Raw genomic sequence first — 21,011 nt, 5'->3', positions numbered from 1 at the left:
AGAACCACACACTCCCGCGGCGGGCCGCCCACCCACCCCTGCCTGGGCCCCCCCCGCCGTCGAACTTTAATGCCGTGTCCCCGGCGCCGGGGCTACAGTGCGTTGGCGCCGTGCGGCGGGGCCTTGACCGGCAGGAGCAGCAGCAGGCCCAGCAGCAGCACCGCCAGGATGCCGATGATGCCCCAGCGCTGGGCGCCGAAGATGACAATGGACCAGGCAAACAGCTGGGGTGCCAGGAACGAGACGGCCCTGCCCGTGGTGGCGTACAGGCCAAAGAGCTCACCCTCCTGGCCTTCCGGTGCCAGGCGGCCCATGAAGGTCCTCGCGGAAGACTGTGCCGGGCCCACAAACAGGCAGAGGGTCAGGCCGAAGATCCAGAACGCCAGCTTGCCGTCCAGGAACAAAAGCATGCCGCCGGAGAGCAGCAGGCCCACGAGGGAGGTGACGATGACAGCCTTCGGCCCAAATTTGTCGTCAAAGAAGCCGGCGGAAAGGGCCCCGAGGGCGGCCACCACATTGCCGGCAATGGCGAAGTAGAGGACGTCGCCGGTCTTGAATCCGAAGGAACCCACGGCCAGCACGGCGCCAAAGGTGAAAATGGCGGCCAGTCCGTCACGGAAGATGGCGCTGGAAATCAGGAAGTACAGGGTGTGGGGCTGGGTGCGGCCCAGGCGCACGATGGTCCTAAACAGCTCCCGGTATGACTGGAAGAATCCCACCTTGGGCATATTCGGATCCGGCTTGGATTCGGGGATGGCCAAGAGCACCGGAATGGAGAAGACCAGGATCCACAGGGCTGAGAAGACGGCCACGGCGCGGTACGTCATGCCGTTCTCGGCGGTGATGCCGAAAATGCCCACCTCGGGCTTGATGAGGGCGAAGAACACCATGAGCAGCGCCACGATGCCGCCCAGGTAGCCTGCGGCCCAGCCCAAGCCGCTGATGCGGCCAATGGTCTTCTTGGTGGAAATCTGCAGCAGCATGGCGTTGTAGTTCACGCCGGCCAGTTCGAAGAACACATGCCCTGCCGCAATGAGCATGCAGCCAAAGAGCAGGTACGACTCATCCGGCTGGACAAAGAAGCAGGCGCCCGTCAGCACCACCACCACAAGGGTGTTGATGCCCAGCCACAACTTGCGCCGCCCGCTGTGGTCCGTGCGCTGCCCCGCCACGGGGGCAAAGGCGGCGATCGCGAATCCCGAGATGGACATGGCGAAGGCGAGCGTTGCGGTGGCCTTGTCCGCGCCGCCAAAATCATCGCCCGTCAGGTACAGGGCGGTAAAAATGAACGTCGTCATGACTGCGTTGAACGCGGCCCCACCCCAGTCCCACAGCGACCATGCCACAACCTGCCAGGTGGTCCCGGGTGCCTTGGCCTGCGCTGCGGGCGGGAAGGCAGCCGCCGGTGGGTACTCAGTCATACGGCACATGCTATCCGCCGGATCGGCGGCTGCCGCGCAGGGCGGGTCAACATTAAGTTGCACGGCCCGGGCGCCGGGCAGCAGGCACGCCTGCCGGAGCGTGGTTCCCGGATGGCCGGCGGTGAAATTTGGGGCACCGAATTGATAGGGTTGAAGGGTCGGGAACCGACTTTAACCCCCGTGATTCGCTCATTTCCAGCCCGAAACATGTGGAGCCACTCGTGTTGATAGTCCTTTGTGCGCACTTCATAGTGGCCATTTTTGCGCCCATTTTGTTCTCGCGGCTGGGGCGTTCGGCCTTCTACATTCTTGCCGCGGTTCCCGGTGCCAGCTTCGTGTGGCTTATTTCGCAATACAACAATGTGTATTCCGACACAGCCCCGAGCCCCTCCCTGGACATTCCCTGGGTGCCCGTGATGGACCTCAACCTGACCTTCCGCATGGACCAGCTGTCCTGGATGATGTCGCTGTTGGTCCTTGGCGTGGGCGCGCTGGTCCTGGCCTATTGCGCACGCTATTTCAAGACGGACGACGCCGGCCTGGGCGGCTTTGGTGCCCAGCTCCTCGCCTTCGCGGGCGCCATGTTCGGCCTGGTGACGGCCGACAACTTGATTCTGCTGTTCGTCTTCTGGGAATTGACCACCATCCTTTCCTACCTGCTCATTGGCTACGCGCGAACCCGCATCGCGGCCCGGCGTGCGGCCCTGCAGGCCCTCATTGTGACCACCTTTGGCGGGCTCGCCATGCTGGTGGGCCTGATCATGCTCGGCGAGACCGCCGGGACCTACAGCATTTCGGCGGTGCTGGCCAAGGCGCCCGAACTCATGGCCGCGGAAGGCGCCGCGCGCACTGTGCTGCACATCGGCGTCGCCCTTGTCCTGGTGGGTGCCGTGACCAAGTCCGCGCTGTTGCCCTTCCACTTCTGGCTGCCCGGCGCCATGGCGGCACCCACCCCCGTCAGCGCCTACCTGCACGCGGCGGCCATGGTCAAGGCCGGCATCTACCTCATTGCCCGGCTGGCCCCCGGATTTGCGCAAACTGACTTCTGGCAGCCCATGATCGTGGTGCTGGGCCTGGCCACCATGCTGCTGGGCGGCTGGCGCGCCCTGCGCCAGTACGATCTGAAATTGATCCTGGCCTACGGCACCGTCAGCCAGCTCGGCTTCATCACGCTGGTGGTGGGGCTGGGCAGCGAGGAAGCCGCCATGGCCGGCATGGCGATGGTGCTGGCCCACGGTCTGTTCAAGGCCTCGCTGTTCCTGGTGGTGGGCATCATTGACCACCAAAGCGGCACCCGCGACATCCGGGAACTCTCCGGCGTCTTCAAGTCCGCGCCGAAACTCGGTGTGGTGGCACTCATCGGGGCCGCCTCCATGGCAGGGCTGCCGCCGCTTGCCGGTTTTGTTGCCAAGGAGGGCATCTTCCAGGCCTTCATTGCCTCGGCGGAGCATGGCCCGGCCGGCCCTGTTGTCGGCTGGACGGTCCTGGTGGGCATGGTGCTGGGTTCGGTCCTGACGTTCGCCTACAGCGCCAGGTTCATGTGGGGCGGATTCTCCACCAAGGAGAAGGGCATGGCCACCGCCTTCAAGCCGGTGGGCTGGCTGTTCCTCGCCGCGCCGGCGCTGCTGGCCGCCCTGACCGTGGCTTACGGCTTCGTCCCGCAACTCGTTGAGGGCTGGATCCTGCCCTACAGCGGGCAGTTCCCCGCGTACGACCCGCACGGCATGCACCTGCTGCTGTGGCACGGCTTCACCCCGGCCCTGGGCTTGAGCGCCATAGTGGTGGCCGCCGGAACCGGCCTGTTCCTACTGCGGGGGAGATTCGAGGCGTTCCAGCGGAGCATCCAGGCCCCCATGGACTTCGAACGCGGCTACCGCCAGTCCATTGTGCTGCTGGACATTGTGGCCATCTGGGTCACGGGCCGCACCCAGCGAGGCTCGCTGTTCTTCTACCTGGCCGTGATCCTGTCCACGGCCATGGCCTCCGTGCTGGCAGTGCTGCTCCTGACGGACCAGCGCTGGACCGAGGCCGTGTACTTCATTGACCCGGGCTCCCCGTTCCAGATCATTGCCGGGGTGGTCATCGTCATCGGCGCCGTTGCCGCCGCCCGCGCCAGCAAGCGGTTCATGGCCGTGCTCATGGTGTCCGTCACCGGCTACGGCATCGCCCTGATCTTTGCCCTGCAGGGCGCCCCCGATCTGGCCCTGACCCAGATGCTGGTGGAAACCATTATCCTGGTGGCCTTTGTCCTGGCCATGCGACAGCTGCCCGCCGGCTTGCTTGAGCGCAAGAATGCCGGCAGCCACCGGGCTGTGCGGATGGTGCTGGGCATCGTCTTTGGCGCCACCATGGTGCTTGTGGCCATCCTGGCCATGGGATCGCGCATCCATGAGCCGGTCAGCCTGCACATGCCTGAATTGGCATATGTTGGTGGTGGCGGGCTCAACGTGGTCAATGTGACCCTCGTGGACATCCGCGCCTGGGACACCTTCGGGGAAATCTCCGTGCTGGCCATTGCGGCCACCGGCGTGGCAAGCCTGATCTTTGTGCGCGGCCGTGGCCAGCGCCTGCCGCGGGCCGAAACTGTCGAGACAGGCAGCGTGGGCCGCCTGAACATCGAGGGGTCCGAGGCCGCCGTCAGCATCGCCAAGCGCTTCTCCGCCTCCAGCGGCAACGCCTGGCTCGTGGCCGGCCGCACGCTGGCACCGGAACGGCGCTCCATCATCATCGAGGTGGTCACCCGGCTGGTGTTCCACAGCATCATCGTCATATCCATTTACCTGCTGCTGGCAGGCCACAACGGAACGGGCGGCGGTTTTGCCGGCGGGCTGGTGGCCGGCCTGGCGCTGACCATCCGCTACCTCGCCGGCGGGCGCTTCGAGCTGGCCGAAGCCACCAGGGTTTCCGCCGGAAACCTCCTGGGCCTTGGCCTCGCCATCGCGGCCATCACCGGCGCCTTCCCGCTGTTCATGGGTGGCGAGGTGTTCCAAAGCGCCATCATTGCCTTTGACCTGCCCGTGTTTGGCCACGTGAAGTTTGTGACCTCCACACTGTTCGACATTGGCGTCTACCTGGTGGTGGTGGGCCTGGTGGTTGATGTGCTGCGCAGCCTCGGCTCGGAGATTGACCAGCATGAAGAAGACGGAACCAGCGGCATGGAAATGATTGAAGACGACGAGCCGTTGGAGGTTGGACGATGAGCGTGAACCTCACCTTGCTGCTGGTCATGGGCGTGCTCTACGCCGTGGGCATCTACCTGCTCCTGGAGCGGAGCCTGACAAGGGTCCTGCTGGGCTTGATGCTCCTGGCCAACGCCACAAACCTCCTGCTGCTGACCACGGGCGGCTATGCCGGACTGGCGCCCATCTTCAACAAGGACATTCCACCCACGGAATACAACGATCCGCTGCCCCAGGCATTCATCCTGACCTCGATCGTCATTTCCTTTGCCGTCACCTCCTTCATGCTGAGCCTGATCTACCGGTCCTGGCTGCTCAGCCGGGCCGACCACATCCAGGTGGACATGGAAGATATCCGTGTTGCCAAGCAGGAAATCTACGACGACGAGGAAGACTCCGAAATTGCCGTTGAAATCTCCGACTTCCACGAAAACGACAAACCCCTGGCCAAGCGGGAAACCGTTCCGGGAATCGGCCCCAAGAGAGCAGCGTCGAACCATGCGGCTTCCGGCCATGAATCAGATGTGCACCCCGTGACGCCGGGAGAGGAGAACGAGTGAACGTCGCCAGCATGGCCCCGCTCGCCGTCGTCCTGCCCTTCCTCGGTGCGGCTCTGGCCTTTGTCCTGATCCGGCACCCGCGCGCCCAGCGCCGCGTGAGCCTGGGCACCGTCGGCATCACGCTGGCCCTGGAGGTGTGGGTCCTGGCCAGCGTCTGGAACTCGGGCCCCATTGCCGTCCACCTGGGCGGCTGGGCGCCGCCCTTTGGCATCGTCATGGTCGCCGACCAGTTTTCCTCCCTGCTGCTGGTCATCTCCTCGGCCGTGAGCCTGGCCGTGTTGGCCTACGCCACGGGCCAGGGTGCCGCCGACGGTGAGGAAGGCGGGCCCGTCTCCGTCTTCCACCCCACCTACCTGATCCTGGTGGCCGGCGTGTCCAACGCCTTCCTGGCCGGTGACCTCTTCAACTTGTACGTGGGCTTTGAAATCCTGCTGACCGCCAGCTACGTGCTCATGACCCTGGGTGGCACGGGTTCGCGCATCCGCGCCGGCATCACCTACGTGGTGGTCAGTGTTGTCTCCTCGCTGCTGTTCCTCATTGCCATCGCCATGGTTTACGGCGCCACAGGAACGGTGACCCTGGCCGACCTTGCCGTGAAACTCGGTGAGCTGGATCCCGGCACGCAGAACCTGCTGCACGTGCTCCTGCTTGTCGCCTTTGGCATCAAGGCGGCAGTCTTCCCGCTGTCCTTCTGGCTGCCCGACTCCTATCCGACGGCCCCCGCGCCGGTGACCGCGGTGTTCGCGGGGTTGCTCACCAAGGTGGGCGTCTATGCCATCGTGCGCACCGAGACCCTGTTGTTCCCCACGGATGATTTCAATGCACCGCTCATGGTCGTGGCGCTGCTGACCATGCTGGTGGGAATCCTGGGCGCCGTGGCCCAGACGGACATCAAGCGAATGCTTTCCTTCACGCTGGTGAGCCACATCGGGTACATGATCTTCGGCGTCGCCCTGTCTTCCGTGCTGGGCCTGGCGGCGACGGTCTTCTACGTCATTCACCACATCACCATCCAGACCAGCCTGTTCATGGTGACAGGCCTGATCGAGCGCCGGGGCGGCAATTCCTCCATCACCCGGCTGGGCGGGCTGGCCAAGCTCTCGCCCATCCTGGCAGTCCTGTACTTCATCCCCGCCATGAACCTGGCCGGCATTCCGCCGTTCTCGGGCTTCCTGGGCAAGCTGGGGCTGCTGCAGGCTGGCGTGGCCGACGGCTCGCCGCTGGCCTACACGCTGGTGGTGGGCGGTGTGGTTGCCAGCCTGCTGACGCTGCTGGTCATGGCGCGTGTGTGGAACCGCGTGTTCTGGCGCAGCACGGCCGACGCCGAGGATCCCGATCCGGTGCTGCTGGCCACCGCACCCGATGCGAGCGGAACCCCGAGCATGCGTGCCCTGCGCAGCAGCAAGCACGTGGATGCCACCGAGGGGCGTTTCTCGGGGGACAACGAGATCCCGATCCTGCCCAAGATGATGGTGTACTCCACCATGGGCCTTGTGGTGCTGGGACTGGCCATGACAGTCTTCGCCGGCCCGCTCTTTGAACTGAGCCAGGACGCAGCCACTGGAATGCTGGAACGAACACCGTACATTGAGGCGGTCCTGGGCAGTGGGGCGGAGGCGCCATGAGCGGTTCAGTGAACAGCAGGCCCAAGGCCGGATTCTGGCAAAAACTGCCGCTGCTCGTGTGGCTCGTGGTGGTTTGGGGTGCCTTGTGGCAGGACTTCAGCGTGGGCAACCTGGCCTTTGGCGCCTTGATTGCCCTGGGCGTCTCACAGGCGCTGTACCTGCCGCCCGTGGAACTGAGTGGCCGCTTCAACGTGCTCCGCGCCGTGGTGCTGTTTTTCTGGTTCCTGAGGCAGGTCACGGTGGCCAGCTTCCAGGTCCTGTTCTGGGCCATTGCCAAGGGCCCGCGGATCCGCAACGCCGTCATTGCTGTCCCGCTGCGCAGCCCCTCCGACCTGCTGATGACAGCGGTGGGCCACGTGCTGTCGCTCATTCCGGGATCGCTGGTGGTTGAGGTCGACAGGGGAACCGCCACGCTTTATGTCCACGCCATGAATGCGCCGACGCCGGAAAGTGTTGAGAGAATCCGGGCAGACATCCAGGACATCGAGGCCAGGCTGATCCAGGTCATGGGCACCCGGGAAGAGCTGGCCGCGGTGAAGGCGGAACGGGCCGGTGCAGCCATGGTCACGCATGCGCAGCAGGTCAGCGCACAATCAAGCCGAGAAGGGAAGTGATGGCCATGGACATTGTTGTCATTGTGGTGGCCGTGCTGCTCACGGCCGCGGCGGCGGGAACCATCTACCGGATTGCCAAGGGCCCCTCGCTGCTGGACCGGGTCATTGCAGCCGACGTGCTGCTCGCCATCTTTGGTGCCGCCCTGGCCACGGAAATGGCCATTAGCCGCCACACGGACAATCTTGCGCTTCTGGTGGTGCTGACGGTCATTGGCTTCATCGGCTCGGTGACAGTCGCGCGATTTGTTGCGCACAAGAAGGAGGACGGATGAACACGTTTCTGGATGTCCTGACCGCGCTCTGCCTGCTGCTGGGCGCCTTGATGAGCCTGGCCGCGGCCATTGGTCTGCTGCGCTTCCCCGACCTCATGAGCCGCATGCACGCAGCGACCAAGCCGCAGGTCCTGGGGCTGCTGCTGATGCTCACGGCCATGGGCCTGCAACTGCGTGCGTGGACTGTGCTGCCCATCCTGCTGGTTGCCTGGCTGTTCCAGCTGCTGACCGTTCCGGTGTCCGCCCACATGGTGGGCCGAGCCGGCTACCGGACCAAGCACCGCCGCCCGGAAATGCTCAGCGTCGATGAGCTGGAACAGGTGGTGGCGGCAGCCATCGAGGACGAGCGGAAAAACTAGTCTCCGCCACGAAGTGTGGCGCGGATGGGGCCGCTTCAGACCTCTTCGGGGTGTTTGTTGAAGCGGGCAATGGCCTTCTGGGTGGTGCGGCCGGCCAGCACCTGGATGATGGCAGCCACGGCGGAGGACACCAGGGCAAATGTCAGTGCCGAGCGCAGGCTGTTTTCAAGGTCGGCCCCGTCCTTCGGAGGCTTGTTGCCGGTGCTCTTCTCCCAGACGGTGTCCACGAGCTTGCTGGCCACGAATCCGGCGCCGAGGCTCACTCCGGTGCCAAGCAATTTGAACGCAATGTTCATGGGGAAACTCCTCAATGGTGGGCGGGCCCGAACCGGGCAATGGCCATAGGGCCAGCCTAGCGCGTCACACTCCGGCGGCAAGGATCCGCCGCTGCGCCCGCCCCGTGCGGCTGTGGGAAAGGGCCTTCCCGCGTGGCCGGATTTGTCAACGTAATCAATTGACGTGACTCGCGGCACATCGGTAGCGTTGCGCCCACGAGCGGCTTGTGATCCATAACATGATTTGTGGAATCCGCCTGCCTGCAAACGCCATTGAGGGGAATAGTGTGAAACGCGCTTTAAGAAACGTTGCCACCGGGGCCTTGGCCCTTGCCATTGTCGCAGGGGGAGGGCTGGCAGTCCTGTCGCCGGAATCCCTGCCCGCCGCCCATGCCGCGGCGACGGCCGCAGACATCCTGCCCACGCCGCAGGAGGCCAGCTCCGAGGGCGTCCCGGTTCCGCTGTCCGGTTCCGTGAAGGTGGCCGCAGGCGCCGGCACGGACGCCTCCGCCAAGGCATTGCTGGCACAGGTCATTGCCAAGGCCGGCGGAACCGCCAGCTTCGTGGACGCGGCCGCCGCAAGCGGGGCAACTGTCTTCCTTGGCACCACCGTAGACAACGGCGCCATCGGAGCGGCACTTTCGGCCGTGGGTGCCACGAACGCCAACGCCCTCGCGGCCGACGGCTACGTCATCGCCACCGGCACTGTTTCCGGCAAGCCCACCCTGGTGCTCAACGGCAAGGACGCCACAGGCACCTTCTACGCAGTGCAGAGCCTGGACCAGGTGGTTGCCAACGGCGCAGCCCCGGCCATGAAGGTCAAGGACTTCCCGCTCATGTCCATCCGCGGCGGCATTGAGGGCTTCTACGGCATTCCGTGGTCGCACCAGGCGCGCCTGGACCAGCTGGCCTTCTATGGCAAGCACAAGATGAACACTTACATCTACACGCCCAAGGATGACAACTACTTGCGCGCCCAGTGGCGTGACCTCTACCCCGCGGCAGAACTGGCTGACCTGAAGGAACTCGTGGACGAGGCCAACGCCAACCACGTGAACTTCACCTTTGCGCTCTCCCCGGGCAACGACGTCTGCTACTCTTCCGACGCCGATTTCAATGCCACGGTGGCCAAATTTGAGCAGCTGCGCGGCATTGGCGTCAGCAGCTTCTACATTGCCCTGGATGACATCAACCCGGTGCTGAACTGTGCCGCGGACAAGGCAAAGTTCACCAGCTCCGGCTTCCGCAAGCTCGCCGACGGCCAGGCCTTCTACCTGAACCGCATTGTCAACGACTACGTCAAGGTGCACAATCTGCAGCCGCTGCAGACGGTCCCCACCAACTACAACAGCTCAGCCGAGGACCCCTACAAGGACCAGTTCGGGTTGATGACGGACGATTCAATCCTCATCCAGTGGACGGGCGAGGGCGTTTTCTCCAACACCATCACGGAAGCATCCGTGACCAAGGCAGTGGACAGCTACAACGCTGAGCACTTCTACATTTGGGACAACCTGCCCGTCAATGACGGCCAGCGGGGACGCCTGTTCCTGAACCCGCTGGAGGGCCGCGATCCCAATTTGTACAAGCACATTGACGGGATCACCTCCAACCCCATGATCGAGGGTTACGCCTCCATGATCGCCCTGGCAGGATTTGGCGACTACTCATGGAACAGCCCCGCCTACAAGCCGGCAACCACGCAGGCCGCCATCATCACGGAACTGGCCGGCAGCGACCCCGCCGTGCGCAAGTCCCTGGAAACGTTTGTTGACCTGAACCAGAGCTGGAAGCCGTACCGCCCCGATTCCAAGACAGCCCCCGCCCTGAGTGCCGACGTTGCGGCCTTCTGGACGGCGTTCGACGCCGGAGACGCGGCGGGCATGCAGCCCCTCAAGGACCGGCTGGCCGTCATCATGGCAGGCCCTGCGACGCTGTCCACCATGGCAATGGAGGGCTTCTACGACGACTCCAAGCCGTGGATTGATGCCGCAGCCAACTGGGCCACGGCCATGAGCGAGCAAATCACCATGTTGGAGGCCGTCAAGGCCGGTGACGGCAACGCCGCCACCGACTCGGCACTGGCCGCCGCCGCCGAAATGGCACTGGCCAAGCGCCCCACGGTTCCCGATGTGGGACCGAACAACATCGGCACCACCCCGAACGTGATCATCCCCTCCGTGGGCGACGGCGTCTTCGAGGTGTTCACCACGGCAGCGCAGAAGCGCTACGACACCTGGCTGAAGCTGAGCCCGGTTGCGTCGGCCAGCAGCTTCCCCGCCACCGCCTCCTCATCGCTGCCCACCTACAGCAACAACACCCCGGCCAAGATGGTCGACGGCGACCCGGCAAGCCTCTGGTGGTCAAGCCAGCCCCCGGCCGTCGGGTCCACCGTGACCATTGACCTGGGCGCCGTGAAGCAGGTGGGCAAGGTCCTCATCCAGCAGGCCGGCTCAGACACCAGCGCGGGCGACATGTTCTACCACGCGAGGGTGGAGTACTCCACGGACAACACCAACTGGACCCCGGCGGGCACATACGACAGCAAGCCACGCATCGAGCAAAGCTTCGACACCCCCGTGGACGCCCGCTACATCCGCATGGTCGCCACGGCCACGAACCCCGGCGGCCAGTGGGTCCAGGTCCGCGAATTCAAGGCCTTCGAGGCCGCACAGCGGATCACCACCAACCTGCCCGGGGCCAACGGCACGGGTGCGCAGAACGCGTTTGACGCCTCGGTTGCCACCGCCTTCGAGGCAGCCGCGGCCCCCGTGGCCGGCTCGCACCTCACCTACTCCCTGGATGCCCCCGAAGCCATGAAGTCTGTGGCCGTTGTTGGACACGTCGACGGCGAGCTCCAGGTCAAGTCCGACGACGAATGGGTCACCCTGGGTGCCCTGGACCCGGCCCGCAGCTTCCAGGAAGCCGTTCTTGACCAGGGCACCGTCTCCGGCGTGCGCATCCTGTTCAGCCCGGCCGCCGCGGCCCGCGCGGCAGCCGCCGGACCCGTGGTCTACGAACTGGGGCTGCGTGCCACCGGACCCGTAGGCAGCGGCCCCTATGTGGGCGACGTAGTTGAACCTACCCCGACGCCCACGCCCACCGAATCCCAGTCGCCGGAGCCCACGGAGTCGGCAACGCCGTCCGCCAGCCCGAGTGCGTCGCCGTCAGTGTCGCCCAGTTCGACGCCGTCGGCCACGACGAGCGCAAGCGCATCGGCCGCGGCCACCGAGAGCAACAACCCCACGGGTGCCGCAACCACGGGTGCGGCGGCTGCCACCACGGCGGCCGGCAACGGCGGCGGCGACCTCGCCAACACCGGATTCAGCCTGGGGGCTGCCGGGGCCATTGCCCTGGCGCTCATGCTCGGCGGCCTGCTCCTGGCCCGCCGGCGCACCTCCCGCCAGCACTGACGGGAATCTCCCTGGGCAGCCGCCGGCCGGCGCCCCAGGGCTGGGGCTTGTGAATAGCGTTGTGGGAGGCCACCCGGACAGGTGGCCTCCCACAACGCTTTTTTGTGCCCAGCCCGCGGCGACCCCTTGGCGTATGTTGCGCCGCCCTCCGTCACGCATTAGCCCGCGGCAGGGGGCGGGGGTAAACTGAAGCCGCAATTCAAACACGACAGGGGAGCGTCAACCCGCCTTGGGTTCCGGCGCTGAGAGTGCGGTTCGCCGCAGACCCTCGAACCTGCTCCGGCTAGTACCGGCGAAGGGAGTCGAGTTCTCTTCGGCTGCGCGGAAATACCGCCGCAGCCGCCCCTCCTGCAAAGGAGGAATCATGAGCAAGTCATTCGCGGGCAAAACCGCAGAACAAAACCAGTCCACAACAGCCGCGCGCAAAAGCAGTTGGCGCGTCGTCGACATTGTGGTGGTCTCCGTCCTTGGCGTCGCAGTTGGCGTCATCTTCTGGCTCTGGTCCGCCGGCTACGGCCTGATCAGCGCCTTCACCGTCGCGTTCCCGCCACTTGGCGGCCTGTACGGCGGCGGTTGGCTGATCGCCGGCGTCCTGGGCGGCCTGGTGATCCGGAAACCGGGCGCCGCGCTTTACTGTGAACTCATCGCCGCCTGCGTGGAGGGCCTGCTGGGCACCCACTTCGGCTTCACCGTGCTGCTCTCCGGCCTGGTTCAGGGCCTCGGCGCCGAGCTTGGCTTCGCCGCATTCCGCTACCGCAAGTTCACCCTGCCCGTGGCCCTGCTGGCCGGAACATTGGCCGGCCTGGCCATGGGACTGAACGACTCCCTGGTCTGGAACGTCGCCTGGGCCTTCGAGTGGAAGCTTGTCTACGTTGTCCTGGCCATGGTGTCCGGCGCCGTCATTGCCGGCCTGGTGTCCTGGCTGGCCGTGCGCGGCCTGGCACGCACGGGCGCACTGGGCAACCTCCCCTCGCGAGGGGCCGCGACCGAACGGGCGCTGTAGCCGTGCCCGCCGCAGGCAATCCCGCGGCGAACGGCAGGGGGGCGCCGGCGAGCATCAGCGCCCGGGGCTGGGGCTGGCAGCACTCGGGCCGGCACAACCGCGCCATCCACGGGCTCGACCTGGAGATTTCCCCTGGCGAGCGTGTGCTGCTGCTGGGCCCCTCCGGTGCGGGCAAGTCCACGCTCCTGCACGCCCTTGCCGGTGTGCTGGGCGAGGACGAGGACGCCGCCGAACAGGGGGAACTGCTCATTGACGGCCGGCCCGCCGTGGAATCTCGCGGCCGGGCAGGGCTCATGCAGCAGGACCCCGACGCCCAGGTGGTTCTCTCCCGCATCGGCGACGACGTGGCCTTTGGTGCCGAGAACCTCGCCGTCCCGCGCGAGGAGATCTGGCGCCGCGTGCCGGAGGCACTTGAATCCGTGGGGTTGAAGCTGCCCCTGGACCACCCCAGTTCCGCCCTTTCCGGCGGCCAGAAGCAGCGACTTGGCCTGGCCGGCATGCTCGCCATGCGCCCCGGCCTGCTGCTCCTGGACGAGCCCACCGCCAACCTCGACCCGGCCGGCGTCGTCGAAGTCCGCGACGCCGTGCGCCGCAGCCTCGATGCCACCGGGGCCACCCTGGTGGTCGTGGAACACCGCGTCTCCGTCTGGCTCGACGTCGTGGACCGGATCGTGGTCCTGGCCCCGACCCGGCTCGGCGAACCCGGCGGCGTGCTGTTCGACGGGCCGCCCGCCACGGTCCTGGCCCAAAGCCGCGAGCTGCTGGCCGGCGCTGGAATCTGGGTGCCCGGGCATGTGCCCAATGTGCGGCCGCGCACCGCGTCCGGACCGCACGACGCCGAAGCCCATGTGCTGCTCGAAGCGGAGGGTCTGGCGCTCTCCCGCGCCAGGCGCCGCAAGCGCCACCCAGTGGAGCCGGTGGCCGTGGTGCCTTCCGCGCAGATCAGGGCGGGGCAGGCGCTGAGCGTGACCGGGCCCAACGGGGCCGGCAAGTCAACGTTTGCGCTGACGCTCGCAGGCCTGCTGGCCCCCGCTGGCGGCCGCCTCGAGGCGCTGCCGGAGCTGGCCCGCGGGGCCGGGCCTTCGCCGCTGAAGTGGCGGGGGCGGGAGTTGATCAGCCGGATCGGCACGGTGTTTCAGGAGCCCGAACACCAATTTGTGGCCGGCACTGTGCGGGACGAGCTTTTGTTTGCCCCGAAACTGCTGGGCCGCGGCGGCGAATCGGTTGACGGCCTGCTGGAACGGCTGCGGTTGGACCACCTGGCGGACGCCAATCCGTTCACGCTCTCCGGCGGCGAGAAACGGCGGCTGTCCGTGGCCACTGTGTTGGCCGCGAGCCCCCAACTGCTGGTCCTGGACGAACCCACCTTTGGCCAGGACGCCAACACCTGGGCCGAGCTGGCCTCGCTGCTGACGGAGCTCTTGGACGCAGGAACGGCAGTGGTCTCCGTGACCCACGACGCCGCCTTCAGCGCAGTGCTGGGCGGGGACCGGCTGGTCCTGGGCGGCAGCGAAGCTGCTGCCGGGGACTTGGCCGGCGCGCCTGCAACGCTGGCAAATGCCGCGGCGAAGGGGGTTTTGCCATGAGCGTCGACATCATCGCCACGCCCCGTTCGACGGCCTGGCTGGCACGGGCCAACCCGCTGGCCAAGCTGGGCGCTGGCATGGCCGTCACGATCGTGCTGATGTTCAGCGTCGACTGGGTCTCGGCCACCGTGGCACTGGTGCTGGAGTGCGCCCTGCTGCCGCTGGCCGGGTTGAGCGCCCGGATGCTGCTGATGCGCGGCTGGCCGGTCCTGGTGGCCGCCGTCGTGGGGGGCTACGGGACGGCCCTGCTGGCCCCCAAGACCGGGGAGCTGCTGCTCTCGCTGGGGCCTGTCACGTTTACCAGCGGATCGGTGGAGGCCGGTGTGGCCATCGCGCTGCGCGGGCTGGCCATCGCCCTGCCCGGCATCATTGTGCTGGCCTCGACCGACCCCACGGACCTGGCCGACGCGCTGGCGCAGAAGCTGCGGCTGCCGCACCGGTTTGTGCTCGGCGCCCTCGCGGCCATGCGGCTCGTGGGGCTGCTCGTGGCCGAGTGGCAGACCCTGGGCATGGCCCGCCGGGCCCGCGGTGTTGGCTCGGAGCCAGGGCTGTTCCGCGGCCTGAAGGCCCAGCTGGGCCAGGCCATGGCACTGCTGGTGCAGGCCGTGCGGCGGGCCTCGCGGCTCGCCGTGACCATGGAGGCCAAGGGCTTCGGGGCGGGGGAGCGGACCTGGGCGCGCGAGTCAACCTTCGCCCGCCACGACGCATGGGTGCTGCTGGCGGGACTTGCCGTCGCGGCAGTGTCGGTGGGTGCCGCCGTCGTGCTGGGCACCTGGAATCCCGTGTTCGCTTAGCAGCCACCGCTTACGGGCCCGCCGGCAGCGCAGCACGCGTTGCCGGCGGGCCCTGCCCTTGCCGGAAAACGCCGAAAATTGGACGGGCGCAGCGGCAGGTGGCTGTAATACTGGGGGCATGACGATCGCGCGCAGCACGAAGCTCACCATTGTCGGCGCCGGAAGCGTCGGCACCTCGCTGGCCTACGCCGCCCTCATCCGCGGTTCAGCGCGGGAAGTGGTCCTGTATGACATTGCCACCGCCAAGGTGGAGGCCGAGGTCCTGGACCTGGCCCACGGCACGCCGTTTGTGGGCAGCTCGCGGATTACGGGCGGCAGCGACATCGAGCTGGTGGCCGATTCCGACGTCGTGGTCATCACGGCCGGGGCCAAGCAGGAGCCTGGCCAGACCCGCCTGGAACTGGCCGGGGTCAACGTGGGCATTCTGGAAAAGATGCTTCCGCAGCTCGTGGCCCTGGCACCAAATGCCGTCTTCATCCTGGTGACAAATCCGTGCGACGTGCTGACGGCTGTTGCCGAGCGCATCACCGAACTGCCCGCCGGGCGCATCTTCAGCTCGGGGACCGTGCTGGACTCCGCACGGCTGCGCTGGCTCGTGGCCGAGGCCGCGCAGGTGGCACCGCAAAGTGTGCACGCGCTGATCGTGGGCGAGCACGGAGACACGGAATTCCCGCTCTGGTCCACCGCCACGATCGGACAGACCCCGTTGCGCGAGTGGACGGACGCCTCCGGGAGCCTGCTGTTCCCCCGCGAACGGCTGGAAACGCTCACCCACGATGTGGTGCACGCCGCGTACAAGGTCATAGCCGGAAAAGGCGCAACCAACTATGCAATCGGGCTCTCTGGTGCCCGCATCGTCGAGGCCGTGCTGCAGGACGAACGGAGCATCCTGCCCGTCTCGAGTGTCCTGCACGGCTACCGCGGCATTGACGGTGTTGCCCTCAGTGTGCCCTCGATCGTTGGGGCCGGCGGTGTGCAGCGCATCCTCGACACACCCATGGATGACCGTGAGGCCGCGGAACTGGCGCACTCGGCGGAAACCTTGGCCGCCTCGATTGCACTGTTTTCCTAGGGGCTGATTTCCCGGCGTGGGTGACACCACAAGGGCGGCGCCGGGGTACCGTAGTAGGTGCGGGTGGCATTGAAACACCCCGATGGCATTAAGGCCATCGAATTTATCGCATGTAACGGTTATTTTTTCCCGATTTGCGCAAATACTGTCCAAAAGGTCACATATATCCGAAGAAATATGCGTATCGTGATATAAAGTTTCTATGACTCAAGTGGCTGCAGAAACCGTTGGCGTATTGGTGCGGGACGCACGCAATGAAAAAGGCTGGACCCAGGGCGAACTGGCAACCCATTTGGGCACGAGCCAAAGCGCCGTGGCCCGGATGGAACAGGGCAAGCAGAACCTCAGCCTGAAAATGATCCAGCGCATGGAATCCCTGCTGGAGGCCAACCTCTTCAGCGTCGGCGCCACCGCCAAGAACGCCGTCACCCACCTGCGCGTGCACGGTGAACGGCAGCTCTCCGGCAGCGTCGATGTGAACACGAGCAAGAACGCCGGCGTTGCCTTGCTGTGCGCCAGCCTGCTGAACCGCGGAACCACAATCCTGCGCCGCCTGGCCCGCATCGAAGAGGTCAACCGCATTGTTGAACTTCTGACCTCGATTGGCGTCGAGTGCACCTGGCTTGGGGACAACGACCTCATGATCCGCCGTCCCGCCGTGCTGGACCTGGCCTCCATGGACATTGCCGCAGCCAAGCGCACCCGCAGCGTCATCATGCTGCTGGGCCCGCTGCTGGATGAGCAGGACACCTACCGGATTCCCTACGCCGGCGGCTGCGACCTTGGTACCCGCACCGTGGAGCCGCACATGCAGGCCCTGCGCGAATTCGGCCTGACGGTCAATGCCCACGATGGTTTCTACCAGGTGCAGGCTCCCGTCAGCGACGCCGAGGACCGCACCTTCGTGCTGACCGAGCGTGGCGACACCGTCACGGAGAATGCCATCATGGCGGCCGCCCACCGCGAGGGCACCACCGTTATCCGCAACGCCAGCCCCAACTACATGGTGCAGGACCTGTGCTTCTACCTGCAGGGCCTGGGCGTCACGGTTGAGGGCGTCGGCTCCACCACCTTGACCATCAAGGGCAAGTCCCGCATTGATGTGGACATTGAGTACGCGCCCTCCGAGGATCCCATCGAGGCCATGAGCCTGATCACCGCCGGCATCGTGACCAAGTCCGAGGTCACGGTGAAGCGCGTCCCCATCGAATTCATGGAAATTGAACTCAAGGTGCTTGAGCAGATGGGCTTCCGCTACCTCAAGTCCGCAGAATACGTGGCCCGCAATGGCAAGACTCGTCTCGTGGACATCACCACGCTGCCCTCCGAGCTCGTGGCGGCACCGGACAAGATCCACCCCATGCCGTTCCCGGGCCTGAACATCGACAACCTGCCGTTCTTCGCCGTGATTGCCTCCTGCGCGCAGGGCACCACGCTGATCCACGACTGGGTCTACGAGGGCCGCGCCATCTACCTGACGGAGCTGAACCGCCTCGGCGCCGGCGTCCGCCTGCTGGATCCGCACCGCATCGACATCAAGGGCCCCACCGCCTGGCGCGCCGCCGAGATCGGCTGCCCGCCGGCACTGCGTCCGGCCGCCTGCATCCTGCTGGCCATGCTTGCCGCCAAGGGCACCTCCGAACTGCGCAACATCTACGTCATTGAGCGCGGCTACGAGGACCTGGCCGAGCGCCTGAACACCATCGGCGCCGAGATCGAGTACTTCCAGGACTAACCACCGCAGACACGACGGCGTCCGGCCACCTTTCGAGCGAAAGGGGCCGGCCGCCGGGGCGCAGGAGTCCTAGATGGCCGCCAGTGCCGCCGCGAGGTCGGCCTTGAGATCCGCCAGGTCTTCCAGGCCCACGGACAGGCGCAGGAATCCGTCGCTGAGCCCAATGGCGGCACGACCCTCCGGGCCCATGGCGCGGTGCGTGGTGGTGGCAGGGTGGGTGATGAGGGACTTGGCATCTCCCAGGTTGTTGGAGATGTCAATGACGCGCAGGGCATTGAGCAGCGCAAATGCGGCGTCCTTGCTGGTGCCGGATGCGGGCTCGGCCAGCTCAAATGTCAGCACGGTGCCGCCGGCCTTCATCTGCTTTTTGGCCAGCTCATGCTGCGGATGCGAGGGCAGGTGCGGGTACAGCACACGCGCCACCTGCGGCTGCTGCTCAAGGAACTCGCCCAGGGCCAGTGCGTTGTTGCATGAATGCGTGACGCGCAGGTTCATGGTCTCCAGGCCCTTGGTCAGCACCCAGGCGTTGAAGGAGGACAGCGCCGGCCCGGTGTGGCGCATGAGGTTCTTGACGGGGCCGTCAATGAACTCCTTGCTGCCCAGGATGGCCCCGCCCAGCACCCGGCCCTGGCCGTCAATGTGCTTGGTGCCGGAGTAGACAATGATGTCCGCGCCGAAGTCGCCGCAGCGCTGCAACAGGGGGGTGGCGAAAACGTTGTCGGCCACCACCTGAGCGCCGGCGGCATGGGCAAGGTCGCACACGGCCTGCACGTCGATGATTTCCTGCATGGGGTTCGACGGGGATTCGAAGAACACAGCAGTGGTGGGCACGCTCAGCGCCTCACGCCACTGGTCCAGGTCCGGCCCGTCAACGAAAACCGTCTCCACTCCCCAGCGCGGCAGCAGCTCGTTCAGGATGACAAAGCAGGAGCCAAACAGCGACCGTGAGGCCACCACGCGGTCCCCGGCGGCCAGGAGCGCGCCCAGTGCCGTGAAGACGGCTGACATGCCGGAGGCCGTGGCAAAGCACGCCTCCTTGCCTTCCAGCAGCCGCAGCCGTTCCTGGAAGGTGGCCACCGAGGGGTTGCCGTAGCGGGAGTAGACAAAACGGTCCACCTCGCCCGTGAACGCCTGCTCGGCGGCCTCGGCCGACTCGTACACGAACCCGGAGTTCAGGAACAGTGCCTCGGAGGTCTCCTGGAAGTTGCTGCGGTCAAGCCCGCCGCGCACGGCCTGGGTGTCCGGGGCCCACGTGGCTGCGTGCTCGTTGAAATTGCTCAATGGTGTTTCCTGGCTTTCGCTGCTGGTGCTGGTGTCGTAAGTTCTGTCGGCGCGCGGATTCAGCCCGGTGCCGGGCGGCACGGCTTAGTGCCAGGGAAGCCCGCGGTTCTTCCAGCCGTTGACCACGCGCTCGCCGAAGCGGTCCGGCACGCCTTCAAAGCCTTCAAGGATGTTGTAGGCGGTGTAGCCGGCGGCAGTGGCCGCCTCTGCCGCGGCAATGGAGCGGGCGCCCGAACGGCACAGCACCACGAGCGGCTTGTCCATGGGCACGGCAGCCTGCAGCTGGGCCAGGAAGTCCGGGTTGTTGCTGCCGTTGCCCAGGTTCCACTGGATGAACACAGGCTCGGCGTCCAGCGTTGAGGCGTCAGGGATGCCAATGTGCTGCCATTCGCCTTCGGTGCGGACATCGAGCAGCACGGCACCGGCCGCCACATGCTCCCACGCCGTCTGCGGGGCCAGATCGCCCGCGTAGCTCACGCGATGCCCTCGCCGTCAAACTCGAGGTCGGCGTCGAGCTCGTCCACGGCGTTGGCCACCGCGGCGTCGGAGCTGGCCACGGCCTGCGGCAGGATCACGGCCTGGGCGGCGATGACGGTGCCGCCGTTGGCGGTTACAGCGGGTCCGCCGTGCAGCACGTAGCCCTCGGCGAGTGCGGCTGAGATGCGCTCGCAGAAGGAACGGTCGTCGGGGCCGGTGATGAGCCGGTAGGCCAGGGGGGCTTCGTCTGCAGACATGGTGACTCCGTAAAGGTCCGGTGGCTGGTGCTGCAGGCGGGAGCTGGCGGCGGAGCCGGGACAGGGCCCGGCAGCAGCCGCGGGGAGGTTCACGCTTGCAAGCAGCAGCCGTGGTGGCTGTGTTTGCCGAGTAGTCACCTGAGGCACCCCGCCGGAAAGAGGGTTGCCGGCCAGCTAGTCAGGGCTTTGCGCTGGCACTCATTACTCACTTTGAAAAATAACACACGCACCGGCCGGCGCCGGAAAAAGTTCACGACTGTGGCGCAACATGACGGCAATTGCAAACAATTGCGCGCTCCGGGCTGGCAGTATGAAGCCATGACTTTGCGCCGTACCTTTGCCGCCATCCGTTTTGCCTTCGGGGCCGTGACTCTCATTGCCGTGGGAACCCAGCTGGGCATCCACCTCGGCGAGGGCTACGGCATTGTGAACTTCTTCAGCTACTTCACCAACCTGTCCAACATTTTTGCCGCCACAGTTTTGATCGTTGAATCGGTACTGACGTGGCGGGGCAAGGAAGGCGGGCCCGCCTGGGCGCTGCTGCGCAGCATCTCCGTGGTGTGCATGGCGCTCGTGGGCGTTGTCTTCAACACCCTGCTGCGCGACGTGGACCTGGGATCGCTGCTGCCGTGGATCAACACCTGGCTGCACTATGTGATGCCCGTGGCCGTGGTGGCCGACTGGCTCATCCAGCCCCCGCGCCACAGCATCCCGCTCAAGCGCGTGGGCGTGGCCGCACTGTTCCCGCTTGCCTACCTGGCCTACTCGCTGATCCGCGGAGCGGCCATCAACTGGTACGCCTACCCGTTCATCAACCCGGCCAACGGCGGCTACGGCACTGTGGCGGTGACCTGCGTGTTCATCGCGGTGGGATTCATCGCCATGACCTTGCTGATCTTGTTCCTGGGCAACAAGCTGCGCCCGCGGGTGCCCCTAGAATCCGTGCCCGCCGGCGCCTAGATGTACTTGGCCATGAGGTTGGTGACGCTCGGGTCTTGAAAAAAGGGGGAGCCTCCGGGCTTAGTGGAGTTGTCTAATCCTTCACGGTCCGGAGGTTCCCATGTCCCACGCTAATGCCAGACTCACCT

General features: G+C 66.1%; 18 protein-coding genes and 2 riboswitches. Of the genes, 13 read left to right on the top strand and 5 right to left on the bottom strand.

What is annotated here, in order from left to right:
* Nucleotides 1-92 precede the first annotated feature (92 nt).
* On the bottom strand, nucleotides 93-1,421 hold the full coding sequence (locus PCK14_RS16805) for an MFS transporter (RefSeq protein WP_269939668.1): 1,329 nt from the start codon (nucleotides 1,419-1,421) through the stop codon (nucleotides 93-95).
* A gap of 221 nt (nucleotides 1,422-1,642) precedes the next feature.
* Here PCK14_RS16805 and PCK14_RS16800 point away from each other — a divergent pair, with 221 nt between their 5' ends.
* The 6 genes from PCK14_RS16800 to mnhG are packed head-to-tail and all read left to right on the top strand — an operon-like array spanning nucleotide 1,643 to nucleotide 8,030.
* Nucleotides 1,643-4,621 (top strand): Na+/H+ antiporter subunit A, encoded by a 2,979-nt coding sequence (locus tag PCK14_RS16800; RefSeq protein ID WP_269939667.1) that lies wholly within the window; start codon nucleotides 1,643-1,645, stop codon nucleotides 4,619-4,621.
* The gene (locus tag PCK14_RS16795; RefSeq protein WP_269939666.1) at nucleotides 4,618-5,160 is read left to right on the top strand and encodes a Na(+)/H(+) antiporter subunit C; all 543 of its coding nucleotides are present in this window, start codon (nucleotides 4,618-4,620) and stop codon (nucleotides 5,158-5,160) included. Before PCK14_RS16800 ends, PCK14_RS16795 begins: the two co-directional genes overlap by 4 nt.
* Nucleotides 5,157-6,785: a Na+/H+ antiporter subunit D gene (locus tag PCK14_RS16790; protein WP_269939665.1), complete on the top strand. Its 1,629-nt coding sequence runs from the start codon at nucleotides 5,157-5,159 to the stop codon at nucleotides 6,783-6,785. The genes PCK14_RS16795 and PCK14_RS16790 overlap by 4 nt, the downstream gene beginning before the upstream one ends.
* The gene (locus tag PCK14_RS16785) at nucleotides 6,782-7,399 is read left to right on the top strand and encodes a Na+/H+ antiporter subunit E (protein WP_269939664.1); all 618 of its coding nucleotides are present in this window, start codon (nucleotides 6,782-6,784) and stop codon (nucleotides 7,397-7,399) included. Before PCK14_RS16790 ends, PCK14_RS16785 begins: the two co-directional genes overlap by 4 nt.
* 5 nt (nucleotides 7,400-7,404) lie before the next feature.
* Complete coding sequence (locus PCK14_RS16780; RefSeq protein ID WP_269939663.1) at nucleotides 7,405-7,671, top strand: monovalent cation/H+ antiporter complex subunit F; 267 nt, start codon at nucleotides 7,405-7,407, stop codon at nucleotides 7,669-7,671.
* Nucleotides 7,668-8,030 (top strand): monovalent cation/H(+) antiporter subunit G, encoded by a 363-nt coding sequence (gene mnhG / locus PCK14_RS16775; protein WP_269939662.1) that lies wholly within the window; start codon nucleotides 7,668-7,670, stop codon nucleotides 8,028-8,030. Before PCK14_RS16780 ends, mnhG begins: the two co-directional genes overlap by 4 nt.
* Before the next feature lie 35 nt (nucleotides 8,031-8,065).
* Here mnhG and PCK14_RS16770 read toward each other — a convergent pair whose 3' ends face one another.
* Entirely contained in the window at nucleotides 8,066-8,326 is a 261-nt protein-coding gene (locus PCK14_RS16770) for a DUF4235 domain-containing protein (RefSeq protein WP_269939661.1), read from the bottom strand.
* A 266-nt stretch (nucleotides 8,327-8,592) separates the two neighbouring features.
* Here PCK14_RS16770 and PCK14_RS16765 point away from each other — a divergent pair, with 266 nt between their 5' ends.
* The 6 genes from PCK14_RS16765 (at nucleotide 8,593) to PCK14_RS16740 (ending at nucleotide 17,908) form a co-directional block, all read left to right on the top strand.
* The gene (locus tag PCK14_RS16765; protein ID WP_269939660.1) at nucleotides 8,593-11,718 is read left to right on the top strand and encodes a beta-N-acetylglucosaminidase domain-containing protein; all 3,126 of its coding nucleotides are present in this window, start codon (nucleotides 8,593-8,595) and stop codon (nucleotides 11,716-11,718) included.
* A 200-nt stretch (nucleotides 11,719-11,918) separates the two neighbouring features.
* A riboswitch (TPP riboswitch) is annotated at nucleotides 11,919-12,036 on the top strand.
* A 46-nt stretch (nucleotides 12,037-12,082) separates the two neighbouring features.
* Nucleotides 12,083-12,721 (top strand): ECF transporter S component, encoded by a 639-nt coding sequence (locus PCK14_RS16760; RefSeq protein ID WP_269939659.1) that lies wholly within the window; start codon nucleotides 12,083-12,085, stop codon nucleotides 12,719-12,721.
* Between the two features lie 2 nt (nucleotides 12,722-12,723).
* The gene (locus PCK14_RS16755) at nucleotides 12,724-14,307 is read left to right on the top strand and encodes an ABC transporter ATP-binding protein (RefSeq protein WP_269939658.1); all 1,584 of its coding nucleotides are present in this window, start codon (nucleotides 12,724-12,726) and stop codon (nucleotides 14,305-14,307) included.
* Complete coding sequence (locus PCK14_RS16750; protein WP_269939657.1) at nucleotides 14,304-15,101, top strand: energy-coupling factor transporter transmembrane component T family protein; 798 nt, start codon at nucleotides 14,304-14,306, stop codon at nucleotides 15,099-15,101. The genes PCK14_RS16755 and PCK14_RS16750 overlap by 4 nt, the downstream gene beginning before the upstream one ends.
* Nucleotides 15,102-15,219: 118 nt before the next feature.
* Nucleotides 15,220-16,173, top strand: a complete 954-nt coding sequence (locus tag PCK14_RS16745) for an L-lactate dehydrogenase (RefSeq protein WP_269939656.1) — start codon at nucleotides 15,220-15,222, stop codon at nucleotides 16,171-16,173.
* Between the two features lie 202 nt (nucleotides 16,174-16,375).
* Nucleotides 16,376-17,908, top strand: a complete 1,533-nt coding sequence (locus PCK14_RS16740) for a UDP-N-acetylglucosamine 1-carboxyvinyltransferase (RefSeq protein ID WP_269939655.1) — start codon at nucleotides 16,376-16,378, stop codon at nucleotides 17,906-17,908.
* A 69-nt stretch (nucleotides 17,909-17,977) separates the two neighbouring features.
* On the opposite strand, the gene PCK14_RS16735 is transcribed toward PCK14_RS16740, so the two are convergent.
* The 3 genes from PCK14_RS16735 to PCK14_RS16725 form a co-directional block, all read right to left on the bottom strand.
* Nucleotides 17,978-19,189, bottom strand: a complete 1,212-nt coding sequence (locus PCK14_RS16735) for an O-succinylhomoserine sulfhydrylase (protein ID WP_269939654.1) — start codon at nucleotides 19,187-19,189, stop codon at nucleotides 17,978-17,980.
* 84 nt (nucleotides 19,190-19,273) lie between these two features.
* On the bottom strand, nucleotides 19,274-19,666 hold the full coding sequence (locus tag PCK14_RS16730) for a rhodanese-like domain-containing protein (RefSeq protein ID WP_269939653.1): 393 nt from the start codon (nucleotides 19,664-19,666) through the stop codon (nucleotides 19,274-19,276).
* On the bottom strand, nucleotides 19,663-19,923 hold the full coding sequence (locus PCK14_RS16725; protein ID WP_269939652.1) for a DUF1737 domain-containing protein: 261 nt from the start codon (nucleotides 19,921-19,923) through the stop codon (nucleotides 19,663-19,665). Before PCK14_RS16725 ends, PCK14_RS16730 begins: the two co-directional genes overlap by 4 nt.
* An 86-nt stretch (nucleotides 19,924-20,009) precedes the next feature.
* Nucleotides 20,010-20,129: riboswitch (SAM riboswitch) on the bottom strand.
* Nucleotides 20,130-20,241: 112 nt separating this feature from the next.
* On the opposite strand from PCK14_RS16725, the gene PCK14_RS16720 reads away from it, so the two are divergent.
* On the top strand, nucleotides 20,242-20,883 hold the full coding sequence (locus PCK14_RS16720; protein WP_269939651.1) for a Pr6Pr family membrane protein: 642 nt from the start codon (nucleotides 20,242-20,244) through the stop codon (nucleotides 20,881-20,883).
* The last annotated feature ends 128 nt before the right edge of the window (nucleotides 20,884-21,011 follow it).

Source organism: Arthrobacter sp. HY1533, from assembly GCF_027568515.1.
GTDB lineage: Bacteria > Actinomycetota > Actinomycetes > Actinomycetales > Micrococcaceae > Specibacter.
Note: the sequence above shows the minus strand (reverse complement) of the source record. Positions and strands in the feature narration are given on the sequence as shown.